Raw genomic sequence first — 18,245 nt, forward strand, 5'->3', positions numbered from 1 at the left:
TCTAAGGCGATTCGCCCGTCGGGCGAGCATCGTCCACGGCAAGTGCTGCCATCTGCACAGCCCGCGACTCCGGCGTCTCCAGCGTCATGCGCCCGAGAATGCCGCTGCGATAGTCGTTGAGCAGCGTCACCGCCGCCTTTTCAAAGTCGGCACTGCCACCCTTGATGCGAAACCCTCGCCGTTTGGCGATGGCTTCGATCACGCCGGGTGCGTCAACGTTGTCTGCATCAATGCCATAGCGCGCGGTCAGCGCGGCCGGGTAACGAGCCAGCAAAATGCCGGCAAGATAGGTAGCGACCTCTTCGTCGATATAGGCATTGACACCGACCAAGTGATTGGCGGCCAGCAACAGGCCGTCGGTCGCCAGCGCGATCTTCGGCCACATCAGACCTGGCGTGTCGTACAGCCAGGTGCCATCCGGCAGGTCGTAGCGCTTGATCAGCTTGGTCACCGCTGGCTCGTCGCCAACGTTGGCGATGCGCCGGTTCAGCAGGGCATTAACCAGCGTCGACTTGCCGACGTTGGGCACCCCCATCATCATCACCCGCAGCCGCTTCAACGGGCCTTCTCGATGCGGCACCAGTTTGCGCGCCTCGGGCAGCACTTTTGCCGACTCGCCGGCCTTCTTGCAGGACAGGCCAATCGCGTGCACGCCGTCCTGGGCGTTGAACCAGGCCAGCCAGGCCTCGGTGACGGCGGGATCGGCCAGATCAATCTTGTTGAGGATTTTCAGTGCCGGTCGCTGCCGCGCCTCGCGCATCGCGTTGATCATCGGGTTCACCGTCGCCGCTGGACTACGGGCATCAAGTACTTCGACTACAACGTCAACCTCAGCCAGCGCTTCGGCAGCCTTCTTCTGCGCCGCCACCATGTGGCCGGGGAACCAGTTGATCGCCATTGCTGACCTACTTCGGCTCGGCGGCAACGCAGCGGCCGTCAGACAGCAGTGCCACTGGCAGCACCTTTTTCACGGTAGCCGCAGCCGCATTGGGCTCGTGGCTGGATTTGGCTAACAGTCGACTATTCATAAAAACATCGCCTGAGCCCAATCTGAATGCGATTCTTGACGAAAAGATGAGCAACGGCGCGCCACGCAAAATCAATCCGCGTGGCGCATCCGAACTCAGATCAGCTCGCCCTGATCGCCCTCGCCCGGCTCGACGTCCGGTTCGTCGATGCGTTCGATACCGGACAGCTTGACGCTGTCGTCGAGCTTGATCAGCGTGACGCCCTGGGTCGAGCGGCCCGACTCGCGGATCGACTTGACCGACGTGCGGATCAGCACGCCGCCAGTGGTGATCAGCATCACCTCGTCGCCCGGGCTCACCAGCGTCGCTGCGACGACCTTGCCGTTGCGCGCGCTCTGCTGGATGGCGATCATGCCCTTGGTGCCGCGGCCGTGGCGGGTGTATTCGATGATTGGCGTGCGCTTGCCGAAGCCGTTCTCGGTGGCCGTCAGCACCTGCTGTTCCTCGCCGCCGGCGACCAGCATCGCGATGATGCGCTGGTCTTTTTCGAGCATCATGCCGCGCACGCCACGGGCGTTGCGGCCCATGCTGCGCACATCGTTCTCGTCGAAGCGAACCGCCTTGCCGCTGTCGGCAAAGAGCATCACGTCGTGCTTGCCGTCGGTCAGCGCGGCGCCGATCAGGTAATCGCCATCATCAAGGTCAACCGCGATGATGCCGGTCTTCTTCGGCCGACTGAAGTCCTCCAGCGACGTCTTCTTCACGGTACCCATGCTGGTTGCCATGAAGATGAACTTGTCCGGCTCGAACGTCTTGGTTGCCACGATCGCGGTGATCTTCTCGCGATCCTGCAGCGGGAACAGGTTCACGATCGGCTTGCCGCGGCTGTTGCGGCCGCCTTCCGGCACCTCGTAGACCTTGAGCCAGTAGACCCGGCCACGGTTCGAGAAGCACAGGATGTAGTCGTGCGTGTTCGCGATGAACAGTTTCTCGACGAAGTCCTCTTCTTTGGTCGCCGTCGCCTGCTTGCCGCGGCCACCGCGCTTCTGGGCGCGGTATTCCTCGACCGGCTGCGCCTTGAAGTAGCCGCCGTGAGTCAGCGTAACCACCATGTCCTGCGGCTTGATCAGGTCCTCGATCGAGGTTTCCTCGGCGTTCAACACTATTTCCGACTTGCGGCCGTCACCGAACTGCTTTTTGATGTCGGTCAGCTCGGTCGCGATGATCTTTGTCACTCGCTCCGGTTTGGCCAGGATGTCGAGCAGATCACGCACCGTCTCGATCACCTCCTTGTACTCGGCGATGACCTTGTCGGACTCCATCGCCGTCAGGCGCTGCAGGCGCATTTCGAGAATGGCCTTGGCCTGCACGTCGGTCAGGCGATAGGCCTGGTCGGCAGGCTGCCAGCAGTATTCGGGGCCGACGCCATCCGGGCGCAGGAAGTCCACATCGGCACGGGCAACCATCTCGGCCACCAGCTCGGACTTCCAGAGCTTGCCGGTCAGCGCCGTCTGCGCCTCATCCGGTGTGGCGGACGCCTTGATCAACTCGATGATCGGGTCCACGTTGGCCAGCGCAACGGCCAGACCTTCGAGGATGTGGGCGCGGGCGCGCGCCTGGCGAAGTTCGAATTGGGTGCGGCGAGTAACAACTTCGCGACGGTGAAGGACGAACTGTTCGAGGAAGTCCTTCAGGTTCAGCACGCGCGGCCGCTGGTCAACCAGCGCCACCATGTTCATGCCGAAGCTGTCCTGCAGCTGGGTGTTCTTGTAAAGATTGTTGAGGACGATGTCCGGAATTTCGCCGCGCTTCAGCTCGATGACGATGCGCATACCCGACTTGTCGGACTCGTCGCGCAGGTCTGAGATGCCTTCCAGCTTCTTGTCGCGGACCAGCTCGCCAATCTTCTGCAGCAGGGTCGATTTGTTGACCTGATACGGGATCTCGTCGACGATGATGGCCTGGCGATCGGTCTTACCAATCGGCTCGAAATGCGTCTTGGCGCGCATCACCACTCGGCCGCGGCCGGTGCGATAGCCGTTGTGCACGCCTTCCAGGCCGTAGATGTAGCCTCCGGTGGGGAAATCCGGCGCCGGTACCAGCTTGATCAGTTCTTCGATGTCGGTATCGGGCTTCTTCAGCAATGCCAGCGTGCCGTCGATCACTTCGCTCAAGTTGTGCGGCGGAATGTTGGTGGCCATGCCCACCGCGATGCCCGACGAGCCATTGACCAGAAGATTCGGAAACTTGGTCGGCAGGACGGTCGGCTCCTGCTCCTTGCCGTCGTAGTTCGGCTGGAAGTCAACGGTCTCCTTTTCCAGGTCACCGAGCATTTCGGCCGTGATCTTCTGCAGACGGCACTCGGTGTAGCGCATCGCCGCCGCGTTGTCGCCGTCCACCGAGCCAAAGTTGCCCTGACCGTCGATCAGCGTGTAGCGCAGCGAAAAGTTCTGCGCCATCCGCACCAGAGTGTCATAAATCGCACTGTCGCCATGCGGGTGAAATTTGCCCATCACGTCGCCCACGATGCGGGCGCACTTGACGTAGGGCCGGTTGTGGACGTTATTCGCCTCGTGCATGCCGAACAGCACGCGGCGGTGCACCGGCTTGAGACCGTCGCGCACATCCGGCAGCGCACGGCCCACGATCACGCTCATGGCGTAGTCGAGGTACGACGTGCGCATCTCCTGTTCGAGACTGATCGGTAGCGTTTCTTTTGCGAATTGATCCATAACGGAGGCGAATACCTGTCTGCAAAATCAAAAGGTTAACCGCGCATTTTATTCCGGCGGGCGCCGGCCTGTCGCAAGACAGGATCAATGAGAGCGGAAAAATATCGCCTGTCCCGTGCGCGAACGGTGGCCCGCGTGTTCTGACTTGTCGCTGTGGCCCCGGCGAGCACCGGTGGTAAGCCCCCTCACCCGATCACTCGGGGTGTCAGTTGCGTAACTGCGACAGCAAATCTGTCGTTTGTAGGACAAGACCTCAAGTCACGTCCGGTGCGTTGCGCCCCTGAAAAGGGCGGTGTTATATTGCATCAGGAGGGGGCTCTGCCCGGTGCCACGTCGTGTTGCGTGTTGCCGGACACAGTCGCCACGACATCGTCTCAAGCCTTCAAGGGGTACAAAACCAATGAAACTTCGCTTAATCGCTAGCGCTGTCTCTGGTGCAGTGGTTGCGCTTTCCGCGGGCGTAGTGTTCGCGCAAGCCAATCCGGCCAACAGCGCCTACGTCATCTCCGCCACTGGCGCTGCCGACAACAACGTCGTGCGCAGCGGCCGTTACGGCACCAACAACGCTTCCTGCAATCTGTGCTGGCGCACCGGTTTCTGGACGCCGGCCATGGCGCTCGCTGAGTGCGACCCCGACCTCGTCAAAAAGGCTGCTCCCCCGGCTCCGGCCGCTCCGGTAGCACCGCCGGCAGCAACGCCACCGGCAGCTGCCCCGAAAGCTCCGGAACCCCCGAAACCGCCGTCACCCCCGCCCGCTCCGGCCGTCCAGAAGATCACGCTCGCTTCCAAGGCGCTGTTTGACTTCGACAAGGCTGTTCTGAAGCCGGAAGGTCAAGCCGTTCTTGATCGCGAAATCGTGTCGCGTATCAAGGAAGTGCAAAAGCTTGAGCTCGTGCTGGTGACGGGTCACACCGACCGTCTCGGTTCGCAGCAATACAACCAGAAGCTCTCCGAGCGTCGTGCTGCAGCCGTTGCGGCCTACCTGGCCAGCAAGGGCGTCGCCAAGGACAAGATCGAAACCCTCGGCATGGGCAAGACCCAGCCGGTTCCGGGCGTCGTTTGCGACCAGAAGAACCGCAAGCAACTGATCGCCTGCCTGCAACCGCATCGTCGCGTTGAGGTGGAAGTCAAGGGCGAAATCGTCGTTCGCAAATAACGACTCATCGCTGACCGCAAAACCCCGCTCCGGCGGGGTTTTGTGTTTCTGGACCATTACACACTGTTTACAGGTCGAAATGGCACAGCTGCCTGCTACCTGCACATGACGAGTTCACCGACATGCCACACACCCTGATTACTGCCCGCTGGCTGGTCACTCCGAAGGCCGAATCCGCCGCCGCAACCGTTGACGTGCTGGCAAACGGCGGCATCGTAATTGACGATGCGGGAATCATCGTGGCGGTCGGGCCTACAGACGAGCTGGCGGCGAATGTTCCGTTTGCGCAGCGACTGAGCTTGCCCGACCACATCCTGGCACCCGGGCTCGTCAACGCCCATTGCCACAGCGCGATGACGCTGTTGCGCGGCGCCGCCGATGACCTCCCACTCGATCGCTGGCTGAAGGAGCGCATCTGGCTGATGGAGGCCGAGCTACTGGACGAGCAATTCGTCAGCGTTGGCACCAGACTCGCCGCGCTGGAAATGCTGCAGGGTGGCACAACGACCTGCGCCGATATGTATTTCTACTCGCAGGCTGCCGCCGAGGCCTACCTGAGCGTCGGCCAGCGCGCAGTCCTTGCTTTGCCGGTGATCGACTTCCCGACCCGCTACGCCGCCGACGTCGACGGCTACATCAGTCTGGGCCTCGCGGCGCGCGACCGCTTTGTCGACGAGCCACTGCTTTCGTTCTGTCTGGCGCCACACGCGCCCTACACCGCGAGCGACAACACCTTCCAGCGCGTGCTGTCGTTCGCCGAGGAGTTGGGAATCGGCATTCATACCCATCTGCACGAGACTGCGGGCGAAGTCAGCGGCGCCGTCGCGCAATCCGGCGAACGACCGGTAGCGCGACTGGCGCGGCTGGGCGTGCTGGGACCGGGCTTTTTCGCGGCGCACTGTGTCCACTTCAGTTCGGCGGACATTGATGCGCTGGCCCGTCACGGAGCCTCTGCCGTGCACTGCCCGTCATCCAACCTCAAGCTCGCCAGCGGCATCGCACCGGTCGCCGCTCTTCTGGCGGCGGGCGTCAATGTGGGCCTCGGCACGGACGGTGCCGCCAGCAACAATCGTCTGGACATGTTTGAAGAGATGCGGCTTGCTGCATTGATCGGCAAAGTGGCGCGCGGTGATGCCTCGGCGGTCAACGCGGCGCAGGCGTTCACCATGGCTACTCTCGGCGGCGCGCGCGCCATTGGCCTTGGCGAACACGTCGGCTCGATAGAGGTGGGCAAGTCGGCAGATCTGATTGCAGTTGACTTGTCCTCGCCGGCCATGACACCCATATTCGATCCTGTATCTCACCTTGTCTACGCCGCGTCGCGCGCCGACGTCACGGACGTCTGGGTAGGGGGCAAGCGCCGTGTCGCCGACGGCAAGCTCACGACGGCAGCGAGCAGTTCGGCCGCCGCTGCGATGGCAGAATTGGCACCACAGATTTCCGCGATCGCCGAACGCGTCGGCGCACTTCGTCGCTAAGGCCGCCCAGCTCATGTCCACTATCGCCGCTACCGTCGACAACGCCGATCCCGCAGAACTCGAGAAGTTCTCATCGCTCGCCAGCCAGTGGTGGGATCCCGATGGCAAATTTCGCCCGTTACATGACATCAACCCATTGCGTCTGGCGCTGGTAGACCGCCATTGCGCTGGTGGCGTCAAGGGCAAGCGCGCAATCGATATCGGATGTGGCGGCGGGCTGGTCTCGGAAGGGCTGGCGAGAATGGGCGCAAGGGTCACAGGGATTGACCTCGCCGACAAGGCCCTGGCCGTCGCCAAATTGCATGCTCTGGACGAAGGAATCAGCGTTGACTACCGGACTTGCACTGCAGAGACGGCCGCTGCCGAGATGCCTGAGCAGTTTGACGTGGTGACCTGCCTTGAAATGCTCGAGCATGTGCCCGATCCCGCATCGGTCATCACGGCCTGCGCCGAACTCGCGAAGCCCGGTGCCCCGGTTGTTTTCAGCACCATTTCGCGGACAGCCAAGGCCTATGCAACGGCCATCATTGGCGCTGAATACGTTTTGGGCCTGTTGCCGAAAGGGACGCACGAATATTCCCGGTTCCTGAAACCGTCCGAACTGGTCGGATTCGCTCGCGCTGCGGGGCTGCAGCTCGTTGAGCTCTGCGGCATGGACTACAACCCGTTCACCCACGTAGCGAAGTGGTCGACAGATACGACCGTCAACTACATCGCCGTCTTTCGCAAACCGTAGCGTCTTGGTGACGACAGAAGGTGCGGACGCAGACCTTGCTAGAATTTGATAGCACTGGGCGGTTAGCTCAGCGGTAGAGCACTGCCTTCACACGGCAGGGGTCACTGGTTCGATCCCAGTACCGCCCACCAGTGAACATGAAAAAGGACTGGCACTTGCGCCGGTCCTTTTTTGTTTGTGGCTGTTGTCGGTGCCGAACCAGCCGGTTATGTCGCGCAGCTCTTCGCGGCGTAGACCCAGCGCCGGGGTGCACCGGCGCGAGTTCCATCCACCAATACCGAACCACCAGCCTCCAGGCGAGACAGGATTTCCGTCACGATCGCCTCGCCTGCCCGCAACGGCGCGCCGTCGGCACGAAGCAGAACATCGCCGTCCTGAATCGCGAACATCGCCGTCGTTCCGCCGGTTCCCCTGGCGCGAATTCCACCAGTGGCGCCCGCCGGTTCAAACATCCGGGAAAAGGTCGCGCGCTCAGCAGTCAAGGCCTTCACCACCGCCGGGTCAAGAACAATGGCCGCGGCCCTGTCGCTCGCGGCCAGCCGACATTGCGTTGCAGCCGTGACTTTGGCCTGCGGTACCGGCGCCTTTGCAGGTCGCAGCTCAACTCTGGTCTCGCTCCCTGACGCCGACAGTACGACCGCGTCGCGCTCGACGCGCAACAATCGCTCACCGGACGGTAAAGCGTCGCCCTCATTGACGGCGACGAATCGCTGCGCAGAGCCTGCAGCCCCGGCGACTGAAAAGAACGCCTGCCGGCCGGCAACGCCCACCAGGCGCGCGGTGCCCACGACGGCCGGGGCTACCGCGGATGCACCTTCAATATTCACCGGGCTCAGCGCGAACGGCGTCCAGTCCGTCAGACGCTGTCCGTGACTGTCTGCCCAGAGGCCAACAAACAAGGCCAACGCCCAGCCGACCAACGCTGCGGCGCAGGCGGCCGCCAGCAATTTCGTCGCCTGCTCCAGCCTATAATTAAGGGTTGCGCTTTGCTTCACTCTGCGTCGGTCTACCTGATAACGAAATTGCCCCGTTTCCGGTAAGCACGAAGATTTTGCCTTGAATCCGTATCTCGCCGAACTCAACGACTTTACCTTCACGCGCCTGGCGCGTCTGCTGGCCGATGTGTCGCCGCCCGCAGGGCTCAAGCCAATCAATCTGTCCATCGGCGAACCGAAGCATCCGACGCCCCAGTTCATCCGCGACGCGATTGGTCAAAACACCGCCGGACTGGCGCAATATCCGCCGACCAAAGGCCCGCTGGCACTGCGCCAGACCATCGCCGACTGGATCAAGCGCCGCTTTCACCTGCCGGCACTCGATGCTGAAACCCAAGTGCTACCGGTACTGGGGACCAAAGAAGCACTCTACTCGTTCACCCAAACCATCATCGACCCGACGCGCCAACGACCGACGGTACTGGTCCCGAATCCGTTCTACATGGTGTACGAAGGCGCCGCCCTGCTCTGCGGTGCAAAGCCCTTTTTCGTCAATTTCGACGCGGCCGCCGGCGAATACGCGTGGGATGCGGTGCCGCAGTCGGTATGGCAGGATGTGCAACTGCTGATCGTCTGCTCGCCTGACAATCCGACCGGCGCTATCACCAATCGCGAACGCTGGCGCTGGCTGTTCGAGCAAAGCGACCGTTACGGCTTCGTCATCCTCGCCGACGAGTGTTACAGCGAAATCTATTTCGACGAAGGCAATCCGCCAGTGGGCGCCTTGCAGGTGGCGGCCGAGATGGGTCGCACCGATTTCCGCCGCCTGATCGCCATGGGCAGCCTGTCAAAACGCTCCAACGCGCCCGGCCTGCGCTCCGGGTTTGTCGCTGGCGACGCGGCGTTGATGGCTGCGTTCCTCAAGTTGCGTTCCTTCAATGGCTCAGCGATGGCCGGCACGGTAGTGGCAGCCAGTGTTGAAGCATGGAACGACGAGACACACGTTGTCGCCAATCGCGCGGCCTACGCGAAGAAATTCCGAGAGCTGACGCCGCTCCTGGCGAAGCACTTGCCAGTGACGATGCCCGAAGCCGCCTTCTATTGGTGGCTGCCGATTCCGGCCAGCTATCACGGTGACGACGAGCGCTTCACCCGCGAGCTGTTTGCTGCAACCGCGATTACCGTCATCCCTGGTTCATACCTGTCACGCTCCGGCGCCGATGGCGTGAACCCTGGCAAGGGCTATATGCGCATCGCGCTGGTGTCCGAATTCGACGAATGTCGCGAAGCCGTGCAGCGGCTCACAGAATTTTTGTCCCGCTCTGCGGCTGCCCCTGCACACACCGGCGCCAGCGAGCAAGTCACCGCCTGATCCGAACGAAGAAACCATGTCAGATACCTTGCAATCCATCATTGATAACGCGTGGGAAAACCGTGCGTCGCTCTCCCCGGCCAATCCGCCCAAAGATGTCGCCGACGCCGTTGAGGCGGTGATCGCCGACCTCAACAAGGGCCGCAAGCGGGTCGCCGAAAAGATCGACGGCGAGTGGGTGACACACCAGTGGCTCAAGAAAGCCGTCTTGCTGTCATTCCGTCTCAAGGACAACGCGATGATCCATGCAGGTGATCTGGCGTTCTACGACAAGGTACAGACCAAGTTTGCGCACATGAGCGCGGAACAGGTTGCGGCGACTGGCGTGCGCGTGGTGCCGCCGGCCGTCGCTCGCCGCGGCAGCTATCTCGCCAGGAACGTGGTGCTGATGCCCTCCTACGTCAACATCGGGGCCTACGTCGACGAAGGCACCATGGTCGATACCTGGGCGACCGTGGGTTCGTGTGCGCAGATCGGCAAAAACGTGCACCTCTCCGGGGGCGTTGGCATCGGTGGCGTACTGGAGCCGATCCAGGCCAATCCAACCATCATCGAGGACAACTGCTTCATCGGCGCCCGCTCGGAAGTGGTCGAAGGCTGCATCGTCGAGGAAAACTCAGTGCTCGGCATGGGCGTCTACATTGGCAAGAGCACCAAGATTTACAACCGTGCCACTGGCGAAATCAGCTATGGCCGCGTGCCGGCGGGCTCGGTCGTGGTTTCGGGCAGCTTGCCCTCCGCTGACGGCAAGTACAACCTGTACTGCGCTGTGATCGTCAAGCAGGTGGATGCGCAAACGCGCTCGAAGACGAGCATCAACGATCTGCTGCGCGGCGACTGATGTCTGTCTCGATCAAAACTCCGGCCGATATTGAAGGCATGCGGCGCGCCGGACGCATGACGGCTGAAATCCTCGACTACATCGGCCCTTTCGTCAAACCTGGCGTAACGACCGATGAGCTCGATGCTCTTTGCCATCGCTTCATGCTCGATGTGCAAAAGGGCATCGCGGCCAACGTCAACTACACGCCCCCGGGCCATACGCCATTTCCGAAGTCGATCTGCACATCAGTCAATCACGTCGTCTGCCACGGTATTCCAGGCGACAAGAAGCTGAAAGATGGCGACATCATCAACATCGACGTCGCGATGATCGTTGATGGCTATTTCGGTGACACCAGCCGCATGTACTACGTCGGCAAGCCGTCAATCGCCGGCAAGCGCCTGACTGAGGCAACCTACGAGGCCATGTGGCGCGGCATTCGCGTGGTCAAGCCCGGCGCCACGCTGGGCGATATCGGCCACGCCATCCAGAGCTTCGTCGAACCGATGGGGTACTCGGTAGTGCGCGAGTTCTGCGGTCATGGCATTGGCAGGAAATATCACGAAGAACCGCAAGTCCTGCACTACGGCAAACCGGGCACCGGCATGCGCCTGCTGCCGGGCATGATGTTCACCATCGAGCCTATGATCAATGCTGGCCGGCCGGGCATCCGCACGTTGGCCGATGGCTGGACAGCGGTCACCGCCGATCACAGCCTGTCAGCACAATGGGAGCACACCATACTCGTTACGGATACCGGCTTTGAGGTGACAACCTTGTCCGCCGGTAGCCCGCCTCCCCCGCCGCTCGCCTGAACGCAGCATCACCTTGACCGCGACGCTCGCCGACCTGCGCCGCACCTATCAGGCGCATCGCAGCCTGATTTTTGACGCACTCGAGTCAGCAGATCAGGTCGACTTTGCCCTGCGAGCCCACGCACTCGCCGTAGATGACGTGCTCATCCAGCAATGGCACAAGCACGGGCTGAACGAGGCGCCAATCACGCTGCTCGCAGTGGGCGGCTACGCCCGCTTTGAGTTGTTCCCGCACTCCGACGTTGACATTCTGCTGTTGCACGATGGCGCCGACGTCCGTGCGCTGGCCGGCATCGAGGGCTTTCTGAGCGAGGCCTGGGACCTTGGCTTTGAAATTGGCCACAGCGTGCGCAGCGTCGACGAATGCATCGCAGAAGCCGAAGCCGATGTCACCGTCGCCACCTCGCTGCTTGAGCGTCGTGCCATTGTCGGTGCGCCCGGCAATCCGCTGGCGCTGGACCAGCGCTGGCAGCAGGCGTTCGATGTCGACCACTTTGTCAAGGCCAAACGCTTCGAACAACAGCAGCGCTATGCGCGATTCGAGGACACAGCCTATAACCTTGAACCCAATATCAAGGAGAGCCCCGGCGGTTTGCGCGACGTGCAGATGGTGTTGTGGCTGTCCCGTGCCATCACCGGCGCCACATCCCTTGAATCCCTGGTATCACAGGGTTTCCTCAACCGTCCCGAGTGTGATGCGCTGAGCACTGCCTATTGCCAGACAAAGTTCCTGCGGGCTCGGCTGCATCTGCTGGCGAAACGGCGCGAGGACCGCCTGGTATTCGAACTGCAGAACACGCTGGCACAAACGCTCGGCATCGAGCCGGCGGGGGGGTTGCGCGCCAGCGAAATGCTGATGAAGCGCTACTACCAGGCGGCCCGTCAGCTCCGGCTGTTCAACGATATCCTCATTGACGCGCTGACCAGCAACCGCAGTGCGCCGACGACCCCGCTGCCGGGAAGCCGATTCGCCGCCTGCGACGGCAAGCTCGATCTCGTAAATCGCGGGGCCAATCTCACTGCGCTGGAGACCCTGCAGGCGTTTCGCCTGCTCTATCAGGATCGCGCCTACACCAGTTTCACGCCCGAACTGCGGCGGGCAATTGTGCGCGCTTCCACGCGTCTGCCCGAGAACGCCTTCGACAATGACGAGTGCCGTTCGCTGTGCGTGAATTTCCTGCGCGGCGGCCATGGTGTCTACCATGCACTGAAGGCAATGAACGAGCTCGGCGTGCTCGGCAAGCTGGTGCCACCGTGGCAACGCATTGTGGGGCAGATGCAGCACGATCTGTTTCACGTCTACACGGTAGACCAGCACATCCTGATGGTGCTGCGCAACATGCGGCGCTTCGCCGATCCTGCGCACTCGCACGAGTACCCGCTGTGCAGCCAGTTGATGCAGGAATTCCCCGAGCGCGAACTACTTTATCTCGCTTGCATCTTCCACGACATCGCCAAGGGACGTGGTGGGGACCACTCCGAATTGGGCATGGCCGATGCGCGCGACTACTGTACGCAGCTCGGACTGGCCGAAGACCAGGTTGAACTGGTCGCCTGGCTGGTCGAACATCATCTGACCATGTCGGCGTTCGCCCAGAAGCGCGACATCGCTGACCCCGCCGTAGTCAACGAATTCGCAGCCCTGGTCGGTACCGAAAAGCGCCTGCTGGCGCTCTACCTGCTGACGGTTGCTGATGTGCGCGGCACCAGTCCGAAGGTCTGGAACAACTGGAAGGCGCGACTGCTGGAGCAACTGTTCCGCTCGGCACGAACGCTGCTCAACGCCTCGGGCGATACGTCGGTATTTGATGTTCTGGCGGACCGGCTGATCGAGGCACGTCGTCTGCTGGCGCTCTACGCGGTTGACGTCACACGGGCAGAAACCTTTTGGCGTAGCCTCGATTCGGTCTATCTGCAGCGGCATAGCGCCGACGAGATCGCGTGGCATGCCCGCAACTTATTCTTCAGGCAGGAGACTGAGAAACCGGTTGTCAGAACCCGCCTGATGCCCTCGGGTGAAGGCCTGCAGATCATGGTCTACCTGCGCGACCGTGCAGGGCTGTTTGCGCGGATCATGAACGTTTTCGCCCGGTTGAACTTTTCAGTGCTCGACGCGCGGGTTCATACCTCCCGCACCGGCTACGCACTGGACACATTCACCGTGGTTAACCCTGGCTCGGCGGACGTTGCCTATCGCGACATTACCCAGCTTCTCGAACATGCGCTGCTGGAAACGCTGGAAACCGAGGCCCCGCTCAGCGCACCGCCACTGGGCAAACCGACGCGCCAGCAGCGGCATTTCCCCATCACGCCGGTGATCGAGATCACGCCTGACGAACAGGCGCAGCGCTTCGTGCTGGAAATCGTCGCCGCCGACCGCACCGGCCTGCTCGCTCGCATCGCAGCAGTGCTTTCCTCGCGCGGCATTTCGATTCAGACGGCACGCATCAATACGCTGGGCGCGCGTGCCGAGGACGTATTTGTTGTCTCTGGCGGTAGGCTGGCCGAGGAATCGACGCGGATCGAACTCGAAACCGAACTGGCTGAAGCAATTTCCTGACTGGCGCCCAGTGGTAACCGCTATGCGACCAGCGCCGGAAACAGCACGTCAGTGAACCCGAAGCGCGTCAGGTCTTCGACGCGTCGAGGATAAAGCACGCCATCGAGATGGTCGCATTCGTGCTGCACGACCCGCGCGTGAAAGCCATCCACCGTACGGTCAATCAATGCACCTGATGCGTCGCGACCGCTGTAACGCAAGCGGTTGAAGCGCGGCACCTCGCCACGCAGGCCGGGTACCGACAGGCAGCCTTCCCAGCCGGTTGTCCGTTCGTCGCTCAATGGCTCCAGAATCGGGTTGCACAGCACCGTGAACGGGATTTCCGGCGCCTCCGGGTAACGCGGATTCGGACCGGTACCACCAAAAATCACTACGCGCAGATCAACACCGATCTGGGGTGCAGCGATACCGGCGCCGCTCGCTGCACGCATGGTGTCGAGCAAATCGTCAATCAACGCCAGCAAGTCCGGGCTGCCGAACATGGCTTCCGGCACCGCCAGGGCGACACGCAGCAAACGCGGGTCGCCCATCCGCAAAATTTCCCGCACTGCCATCGGCTTCTTCGCTCAGCCCGAGCTGCGGCCGTGATACGCCACCGCAAGCTGCTCAATGATTTGCTGCACGCGACCGATCGCGAGGTCAAGCGTAGCGTCGATGTTTGCGTGCGAAATGGCGCGCATACTGTCACCACACCCGGCAGCCCAGTTGGACACCGCGCACAGATGGGCGTAACGAAGCGAAAGCTCGCGCGCCAGGGCGGCTTCAGGCATGCCAGTCATGCCGACCAGCGTCGCGCCATCGCGCTGCATGCGCGCGATCTCGGCAGCGGTTTCCAGTCGCGGGCCTTGTGTGGCTGCGTAGACGCCACTTGCCACCACCGCGACTGCCGACGCGCCGGCAGCGGCCAGCACCTGGTCTCGCAGTTCATCGCTGTAGGGGCGGGTGAAGTCAACGTGAGTCACCTTGCGGTCGCTGCCATCGCAATAGGTGTGCTCGCGACCATAGGTGTAATCAATGATCTGCTCGGGTACCGCAATGACCCCGGGGCCAACGTTCTGCGCCATGCCTCCGACGGCTGCGACGGCCACGATATCGGTCGCGCCGGATTCACGCAGAGCCCAGATGTTGGCGCGGTAATTGACGCGATGCGGCGCCAGAACGTGACCGGGCCCGTGTCGCGGCAAAAAAAGTACTGGCGCACCGCCGATCTCGCCGACCACCAGCGGCCCCGAGGGATCGCCATAGGGCGTGCGCACAATCTGGCGGCGGACGACATTCATGCGTCCCAGTCCTGCCAGTCCACTGCCACCAATTACCGCCAGCATAAATACGTTCGCTTGAGAGCCATGGGTTAAACCGGTATTCTCGCAGTATTGTCACTCGCGCCGACGGGCGCTCAGGTCCTCACCAGCATGTACCTCACCCGATTGCTGCAATTGATGTCGGAGCGCGAAGCCTCTGACTTGTTCATCTCCGCCGGGGCGCCGATTCACCTGAAGATCAACAACGATACGTTGCCTGTCAGTACGCAGATCATTGATGCGGCGACGGCAAAGAAGATCGCGTACGAGGTGATGAATGAGGAGGAAATTGCCCGCTTCGAGCGCGACTGGGAAATGAACCTCTCGCATATCGAGCCGGAGTTCGGCAATTTCCGCGTCAATATCCTGAAGCAGCGCGGCAGCGTTTCGATGGTGGTGCGTTACATCCGCAGCAACATTCCGTCGTTTGCATCGCTGAATCTGCCACCCGTGCTGCTCGACCTCGCGCTTGAAAAGCGCGGCCTGATTCTGATGGTGGGCTCGACCGGTTCCGGCAAATCGACGTCGCTGTCGGCGATGATCGATCATCGCAATTCCAGCACCACCGGGCACATCCTCACCGTCGAAGACCCGATCGAATACCTGTTGCGTCACAAGCGCTGCGTCGTCAACCAGCGCGAGGTGGGCCACGACACCAGAAGCTACGAGAACGCGCTCGCCAACGCGTTGCGCGAAGCCCCCGATCTGCTGCTGATCGGCGAGGTACGTGATCGCGCAACCATGCAGCACGCCCTGACCCATGCGCTGACCGGTAACCTCTGCCTCACGACGCTGCACGCCACCAACAGCTACCACGCCCTGTCGCGCATCATCAACATGTACCCGCAAGATGCGCGCTCGGGCCTGCTGGCCGACCTCTCCTACGGTCTCAAGGCGATCATCGGCCAGCGTCTGGTGAAAACCAAGAACGGCAGCCTGCAGCCGGCCGTTGAAGTGCTGATCAACACCAAACTGGTCGCCGAGTTCATTGCCGCTGGCGAAATGCACAAGATCAAGGAGGCGATGGAACAGAGCCTCACGCCAGGCTCCTGCACCTTCGAGCAGGCGCTGGCCAAGCTTTACCTTGCCGGCACCATCGACTACGAACAGGCGCTGTCGGCGTCCGATTCACCGACCAATCTTGCCTGGCTCATCAATCAGTCGCAGCAGCACGCGCAGGCGAGCGGCAGCCGCGCGCGTGGGCAACCCTCTGCCAACTTCGATGAATTTGATCTCGCCGGGCGGCAGCCTGAGGCGGCCCGCTGACTCCTGCGATGATTGACATCAACCTACCCGTAATACGACCCAAACGCCAGACATGACGGCACTGCGCCAGCTTGAATTTCCTGATGCCGCACCACTTGAACTGGTGAGTGTTGGCGACTGGTGGCGGTTTGCGGTGAGTTGTCTGGTCCGGTCCGACGCAGAATTCGGCCAGAGCAGTGCCGATGCCGGCCAGGATGCGCTGTTTCTGGTGCTGGGCGCGCTCGATTTGCCGCTGGACAGTTTCGACCAGATGCACGGCTTCGCGCTGACCAACAGCGAGCGCAAGCACGTCTTCAACGCCCTGCGCAAACGTGTCCTTGATCGCGTACCGACGGCTTACGTGCTCGGTTTCGCCGAACAGATGGGGCTGCGCTTCCTGGTCGACGAACGGGTACTGATCCCGCGGTCCTACATCGGCGAGCTGCTTGCCGGCGGCCTGCATGATTGCATCAACGACCCGGCCAGTATCGCCAGTGTGCTTGACCTCTGTACCGGGTCAGGTTGCCTCGCGATCCTCGCGGCCAACGCCTTCCCCGACGCCGATGTCACCGCAGTGGATATTTCGGCTGACGCGCTGGACGTGGCGCGCGAGAACGTGGCCCTGCATGGCCTGGACGATGTCGTTTCCCTGCATCAGGGCGACCTTTTTGCACCACTCGGCAAGGCCCGTTTTGACCTAATCATCAGCAATCCGCCCTACGTCACCGCTGAAAGCATGGCGATGCTGCCGCAAGAGTTTCGCCACGAGCCTGAGCTTGCCCTCGCGGCGGGTGATGACGGCAACGACATCCTGCGCCGCATGCTGCAGGAGGCAAAAGCCCATCTCACGCCGGATGGCATCCTGCTGGTCGATATGGGCCACAACCGTGATCTGGTCGAAGCCGCCTTTCCGCGCCTGCCCTTCATGTGGCTGGCGACAGAGTCCGGTGATGCCGGCGTCTTCATGCTGCACGCCAGGGATCTGCCGTGAAGAAGGCCGTCATACTGGTTGGCGGCGGGCACGCGCATGTCGAGGTGCTGCGCCAGCTTTCGCTGAAGCCGAGCAACGATTTCGATATCGCCCTATTCGACCCGAGCCCAAGCGTCTGGTATTCCGGCATGCTGCCGGGCGTGATCGCCGGCCACTACGAACCATCAGAGGCGAAAATCAACCTCTGGGCGCTGTGCCAGCGCGCGCGCGTGCGCTTCTTCGAAACGCCGATCCTCACGGTGAATGGCGATAACCACCGCATTGAGAGCGGCCTCGGCGAGCGCCACCGCTTTGATCTGCTGTCCCTCGACATTGGCAGTGTTGCCCGGCCGCTGCCAGCGTCCCCCGGCGCTTACGTGGTCAGCGTCAAACCAATCGACGCACTGCTGACCGCGATCACTGAATTTGAGAGCGTCCGCTCCAGTGCATTGATGGTGCGGGTCGTCGGTGGCGGTGCAGCGGCCGTGGAAGTCGCGCTGGCGCTCGCGTGGCGCTGGCGTGAATCGACCCGCCGGCGGGTCTCCATCGTTGCTGCGACCACGCTGCTGGATGGCTTTCCGCCGCGGGTACGCCGCCTCGCGTTGCAAGCCTGCAAACGCCTCGGCGTGAGCGTGCTGGAAAAATCCCCGGTTCGCCAGATCGATCCCACCCGCCTGCGGCTGGAAAACGGCAACCTGGTGGAAACGCAGCTCACCGTGCTGGCGACCGGCTACGCGCCGGCCTCTCTGCTCGACAAGGCGGTACTCAGCAAATCCGACAATGGCAGCGTCGCTGTTGATGCCCAGCTTCGATGCCTGCGCTACCCAACCATTTTCGCTGCGGGCGACTGCGCCGATGTCGCCGGTCTGAAGTTGCCGAAGTCGGGGGTCTATGCTGTCCGCCAAGGCCCGTTACTGGCCGCCAATCTGCTCGCAGCCATTCATGACCAACCGCTGCAGAACTATCAGCACAATCCCCATGCACTTAACCTGATTTCGCTCGGCGAGCAGCGCGCGATCGCCGTACGCAATGGTTTGTCGGTGGCCGGCGGTATGGTCTGGCGGTGGAAAGATTCCATCGACCGCAAGTGGATGCACAAGTACGCGCTCGACTGAGCGACGAGACGGTTCAAGCGCGCCGTCGCACAGCAACGG

The 18,245-nt window shown here is 62.1% G+C and carries 16 protein-coding genes and 1 tRNA gene; 11 read left to right on the plus strand and 6 right to left on the minus strand.

The window, feature by feature from the left end:
- Nucleotide 1: 1 nt before the first annotated feature.
- The 3 genes from ylqF to gyrA form a co-directional block, all read right to left on the minus strand.
- A complete protein-coding gene (ylqF, locus tag FKL89_RS11240; protein ID WP_156862839.1) occupies nucleotides 2-898 on the minus strand; it encodes a ribosome biogenesis GTPase YlqF in 897 nt (298 codons plus the stop codon).
- A 7-nt stretch (nucleotides 899-905) separates the two neighbouring features.
- On the minus strand, nucleotides 906-1,028 hold the full coding sequence (locus FKL89_RS20470; RefSeq protein WP_272953695.1) for a hypothetical protein: 123 nt from the start codon (nucleotides 1,026-1,028) through the stop codon (nucleotides 906-908).
- Nucleotides 1,029-1,123: 95 nt separating this feature from the next.
- Nucleotides 1,124-3,700: a DNA gyrase subunit A gene (gene gyrA / locus FKL89_RS11245; RefSeq protein WP_156862840.1), complete on the minus strand. Its 2,577-nt coding sequence runs from the start codon at nucleotides 3,698-3,700 to the stop codon at nucleotides 1,124-1,126.
- Between the two features lie 400 nt (nucleotides 3,701-4,100).
- Here gyrA and FKL89_RS11250 point away from each other — a divergent pair, with 400 nt between their 5' ends.
- The 4 genes from FKL89_RS11250 to FKL89_RS11265 all read left to right on the plus strand — a co-directional run bounded on the left by FKL89_RS11250 (nucleotide 4,101) and on the right by FKL89_RS11265 (nucleotide 7,201).
- Complete coding sequence (locus tag FKL89_RS11250) at nucleotides 4,101-4,856, plus strand: OmpA family protein (protein WP_156862841.1); 756 nt, start codon at nucleotides 4,101-4,103, stop codon at nucleotides 4,854-4,856.
- Nucleotides 4,857-4,978: 122 nt separating this feature from the next.
- Nucleotides 4,979-6,334: a TRZ/ATZ family hydrolase gene (locus FKL89_RS11255; RefSeq protein ID WP_156862842.1), complete on the plus strand. Its 1,356-nt coding sequence runs from the start codon at nucleotides 4,979-4,981 to the stop codon at nucleotides 6,332-6,334.
- Nucleotides 6,335-6,356: 22 nt separating this feature from the next.
- Nucleotides 6,357-7,070, plus strand: coding sequence for a bifunctional 2-polyprenyl-6-hydroxyphenol methylase/3-demethylubiquinol 3-O-methyltransferase UbiG (gene ubiG, locus FKL89_RS11260; RefSeq protein ID WP_420361146.1), 714 nt, complete (start codon nucleotides 6,357-6,359; stop codon nucleotides 7,068-7,070).
- 56 nt (nucleotides 7,071-7,126) lie between these two features.
- Nucleotides 7,127-7,201, plus strand: a tRNA-Val gene (locus FKL89_RS11265).
- Between the two features lie 75 nt (nucleotides 7,202-7,276).
- On the opposite strand, the gene FKL89_RS11270 is transcribed toward FKL89_RS11265, so the two are convergent.
- Entirely contained in the window at nucleotides 7,277-8,065 is a 789-nt protein-coding gene (locus FKL89_RS11270; protein WP_238363328.1) for a hypothetical protein, read from the minus strand.
- Between the two features lie 61 nt (nucleotides 8,066-8,126).
- Here FKL89_RS11270 and dapC point away from each other — a divergent pair, with 61 nt between their 5' ends.
- Genes dapC through FKL89_RS11290 form a run of 4 tightly spaced genes read left to right on the plus strand, consistent with a single transcriptional unit; the run spans nucleotide 8,127 to nucleotide 13,575 of the window.
- Entirely contained in the window at nucleotides 8,127-9,377 is a 1,251-nt protein-coding gene (gene dapC, locus FKL89_RS11275; protein WP_156862845.1) for a succinyldiaminopimelate transaminase, read from the plus strand.
- A 16-nt stretch (nucleotides 9,378-9,393) separates the two neighbouring features.
- Nucleotides 9,394-10,218: a 2,3,4,5-tetrahydropyridine-2,6-dicarboxylate N-succinyltransferase gene (dapD, locus tag FKL89_RS11280; protein WP_156862846.1), complete on the plus strand. Its 825-nt coding sequence runs from the start codon at nucleotides 9,394-9,396 to the stop codon at nucleotides 10,216-10,218.
- Entirely contained in the window at nucleotides 10,218-11,015 is a 798-nt protein-coding gene (gene map, locus FKL89_RS11285) for a type I methionyl aminopeptidase (protein ID WP_156862847.1), read from the plus strand. The genes dapD and map overlap by 1 nt, the downstream gene beginning before the upstream one ends.
- A gap of 13 nt (nucleotides 11,016-11,028) precedes the next feature.
- Nucleotides 11,029-13,575 carry a [protein-PII] uridylyltransferase gene (locus FKL89_RS11290; RefSeq protein WP_162527493.1) on the plus strand — a complete coding sequence of 849 codons (2,547 nt, stop codon included), beginning with the start codon at nucleotides 11,029-11,031 and terminating at the stop codon, nucleotides 13,573-13,575.
- Nucleotides 13,576-13,595: 20 nt separating this feature from the next.
- On the opposite strand, the gene FKL89_RS11295 is transcribed toward FKL89_RS11290, so the two are convergent.
- Complete coding sequence (locus tag FKL89_RS11295; RefSeq protein WP_156862849.1) at nucleotides 13,596-14,129, minus strand: peptide deformylase; 534 nt, start codon at nucleotides 14,127-14,129, stop codon at nucleotides 13,596-13,598.
- A 12-nt stretch (nucleotides 14,130-14,141) separates the two neighbouring features.
- On the minus strand, nucleotides 14,142-14,900 hold the full coding sequence (locus FKL89_RS11300) for an S-methyl-5'-thioinosine phosphorylase (RefSeq protein ID WP_156862850.1): 759 nt from the start codon (nucleotides 14,898-14,900) through the stop codon (nucleotides 14,142-14,144).
- A gap of 87 nt (nucleotides 14,901-14,987) precedes the next feature.
- On the opposite strand from FKL89_RS11300, the gene FKL89_RS11305 reads away from it, so the two are divergent.
- From FKL89_RS11305 to FKL89_RS11315, 3 genes are read left to right on the plus strand one after another with little or no spacing between them, the layout of a single operon-like run.
- Nucleotides 14,988-16,142 (plus strand): PilT/PilU family type 4a pilus ATPase, encoded by a 1,155-nt coding sequence (locus FKL89_RS11305; RefSeq protein WP_156862851.1) that lies wholly within the window; start codon nucleotides 14,988-14,990, stop codon nucleotides 16,140-16,142.
- Nucleotides 16,143-16,194: 52 nt separating this feature from the next.
- Complete coding sequence (prmB, locus tag FKL89_RS11310; RefSeq protein WP_156862852.1) at nucleotides 16,195-17,112, plus strand: 50S ribosomal protein L3 N(5)-glutamine methyltransferase; 918 nt, start codon at nucleotides 16,195-16,197, stop codon at nucleotides 17,110-17,112.
- Entirely contained in the window at nucleotides 17,109-18,206 is a 1,098-nt protein-coding gene (locus tag FKL89_RS11315) for an FAD-dependent oxidoreductase (protein WP_156862853.1), read from the plus strand. Before prmB ends, FKL89_RS11315 begins: the two co-directional genes overlap by 4 nt.
- Nucleotides 18,207-18,245: the final 39 nt, after the last annotated feature.

Source organism: Casimicrobium huifangae (assembly GCF_009746125.1).
Lineage (GTDB): Bacteria > Pseudomonadota > Gammaproteobacteria > Burkholderiales > Casimicrobiaceae > Casimicrobium > Casimicrobium huifangae.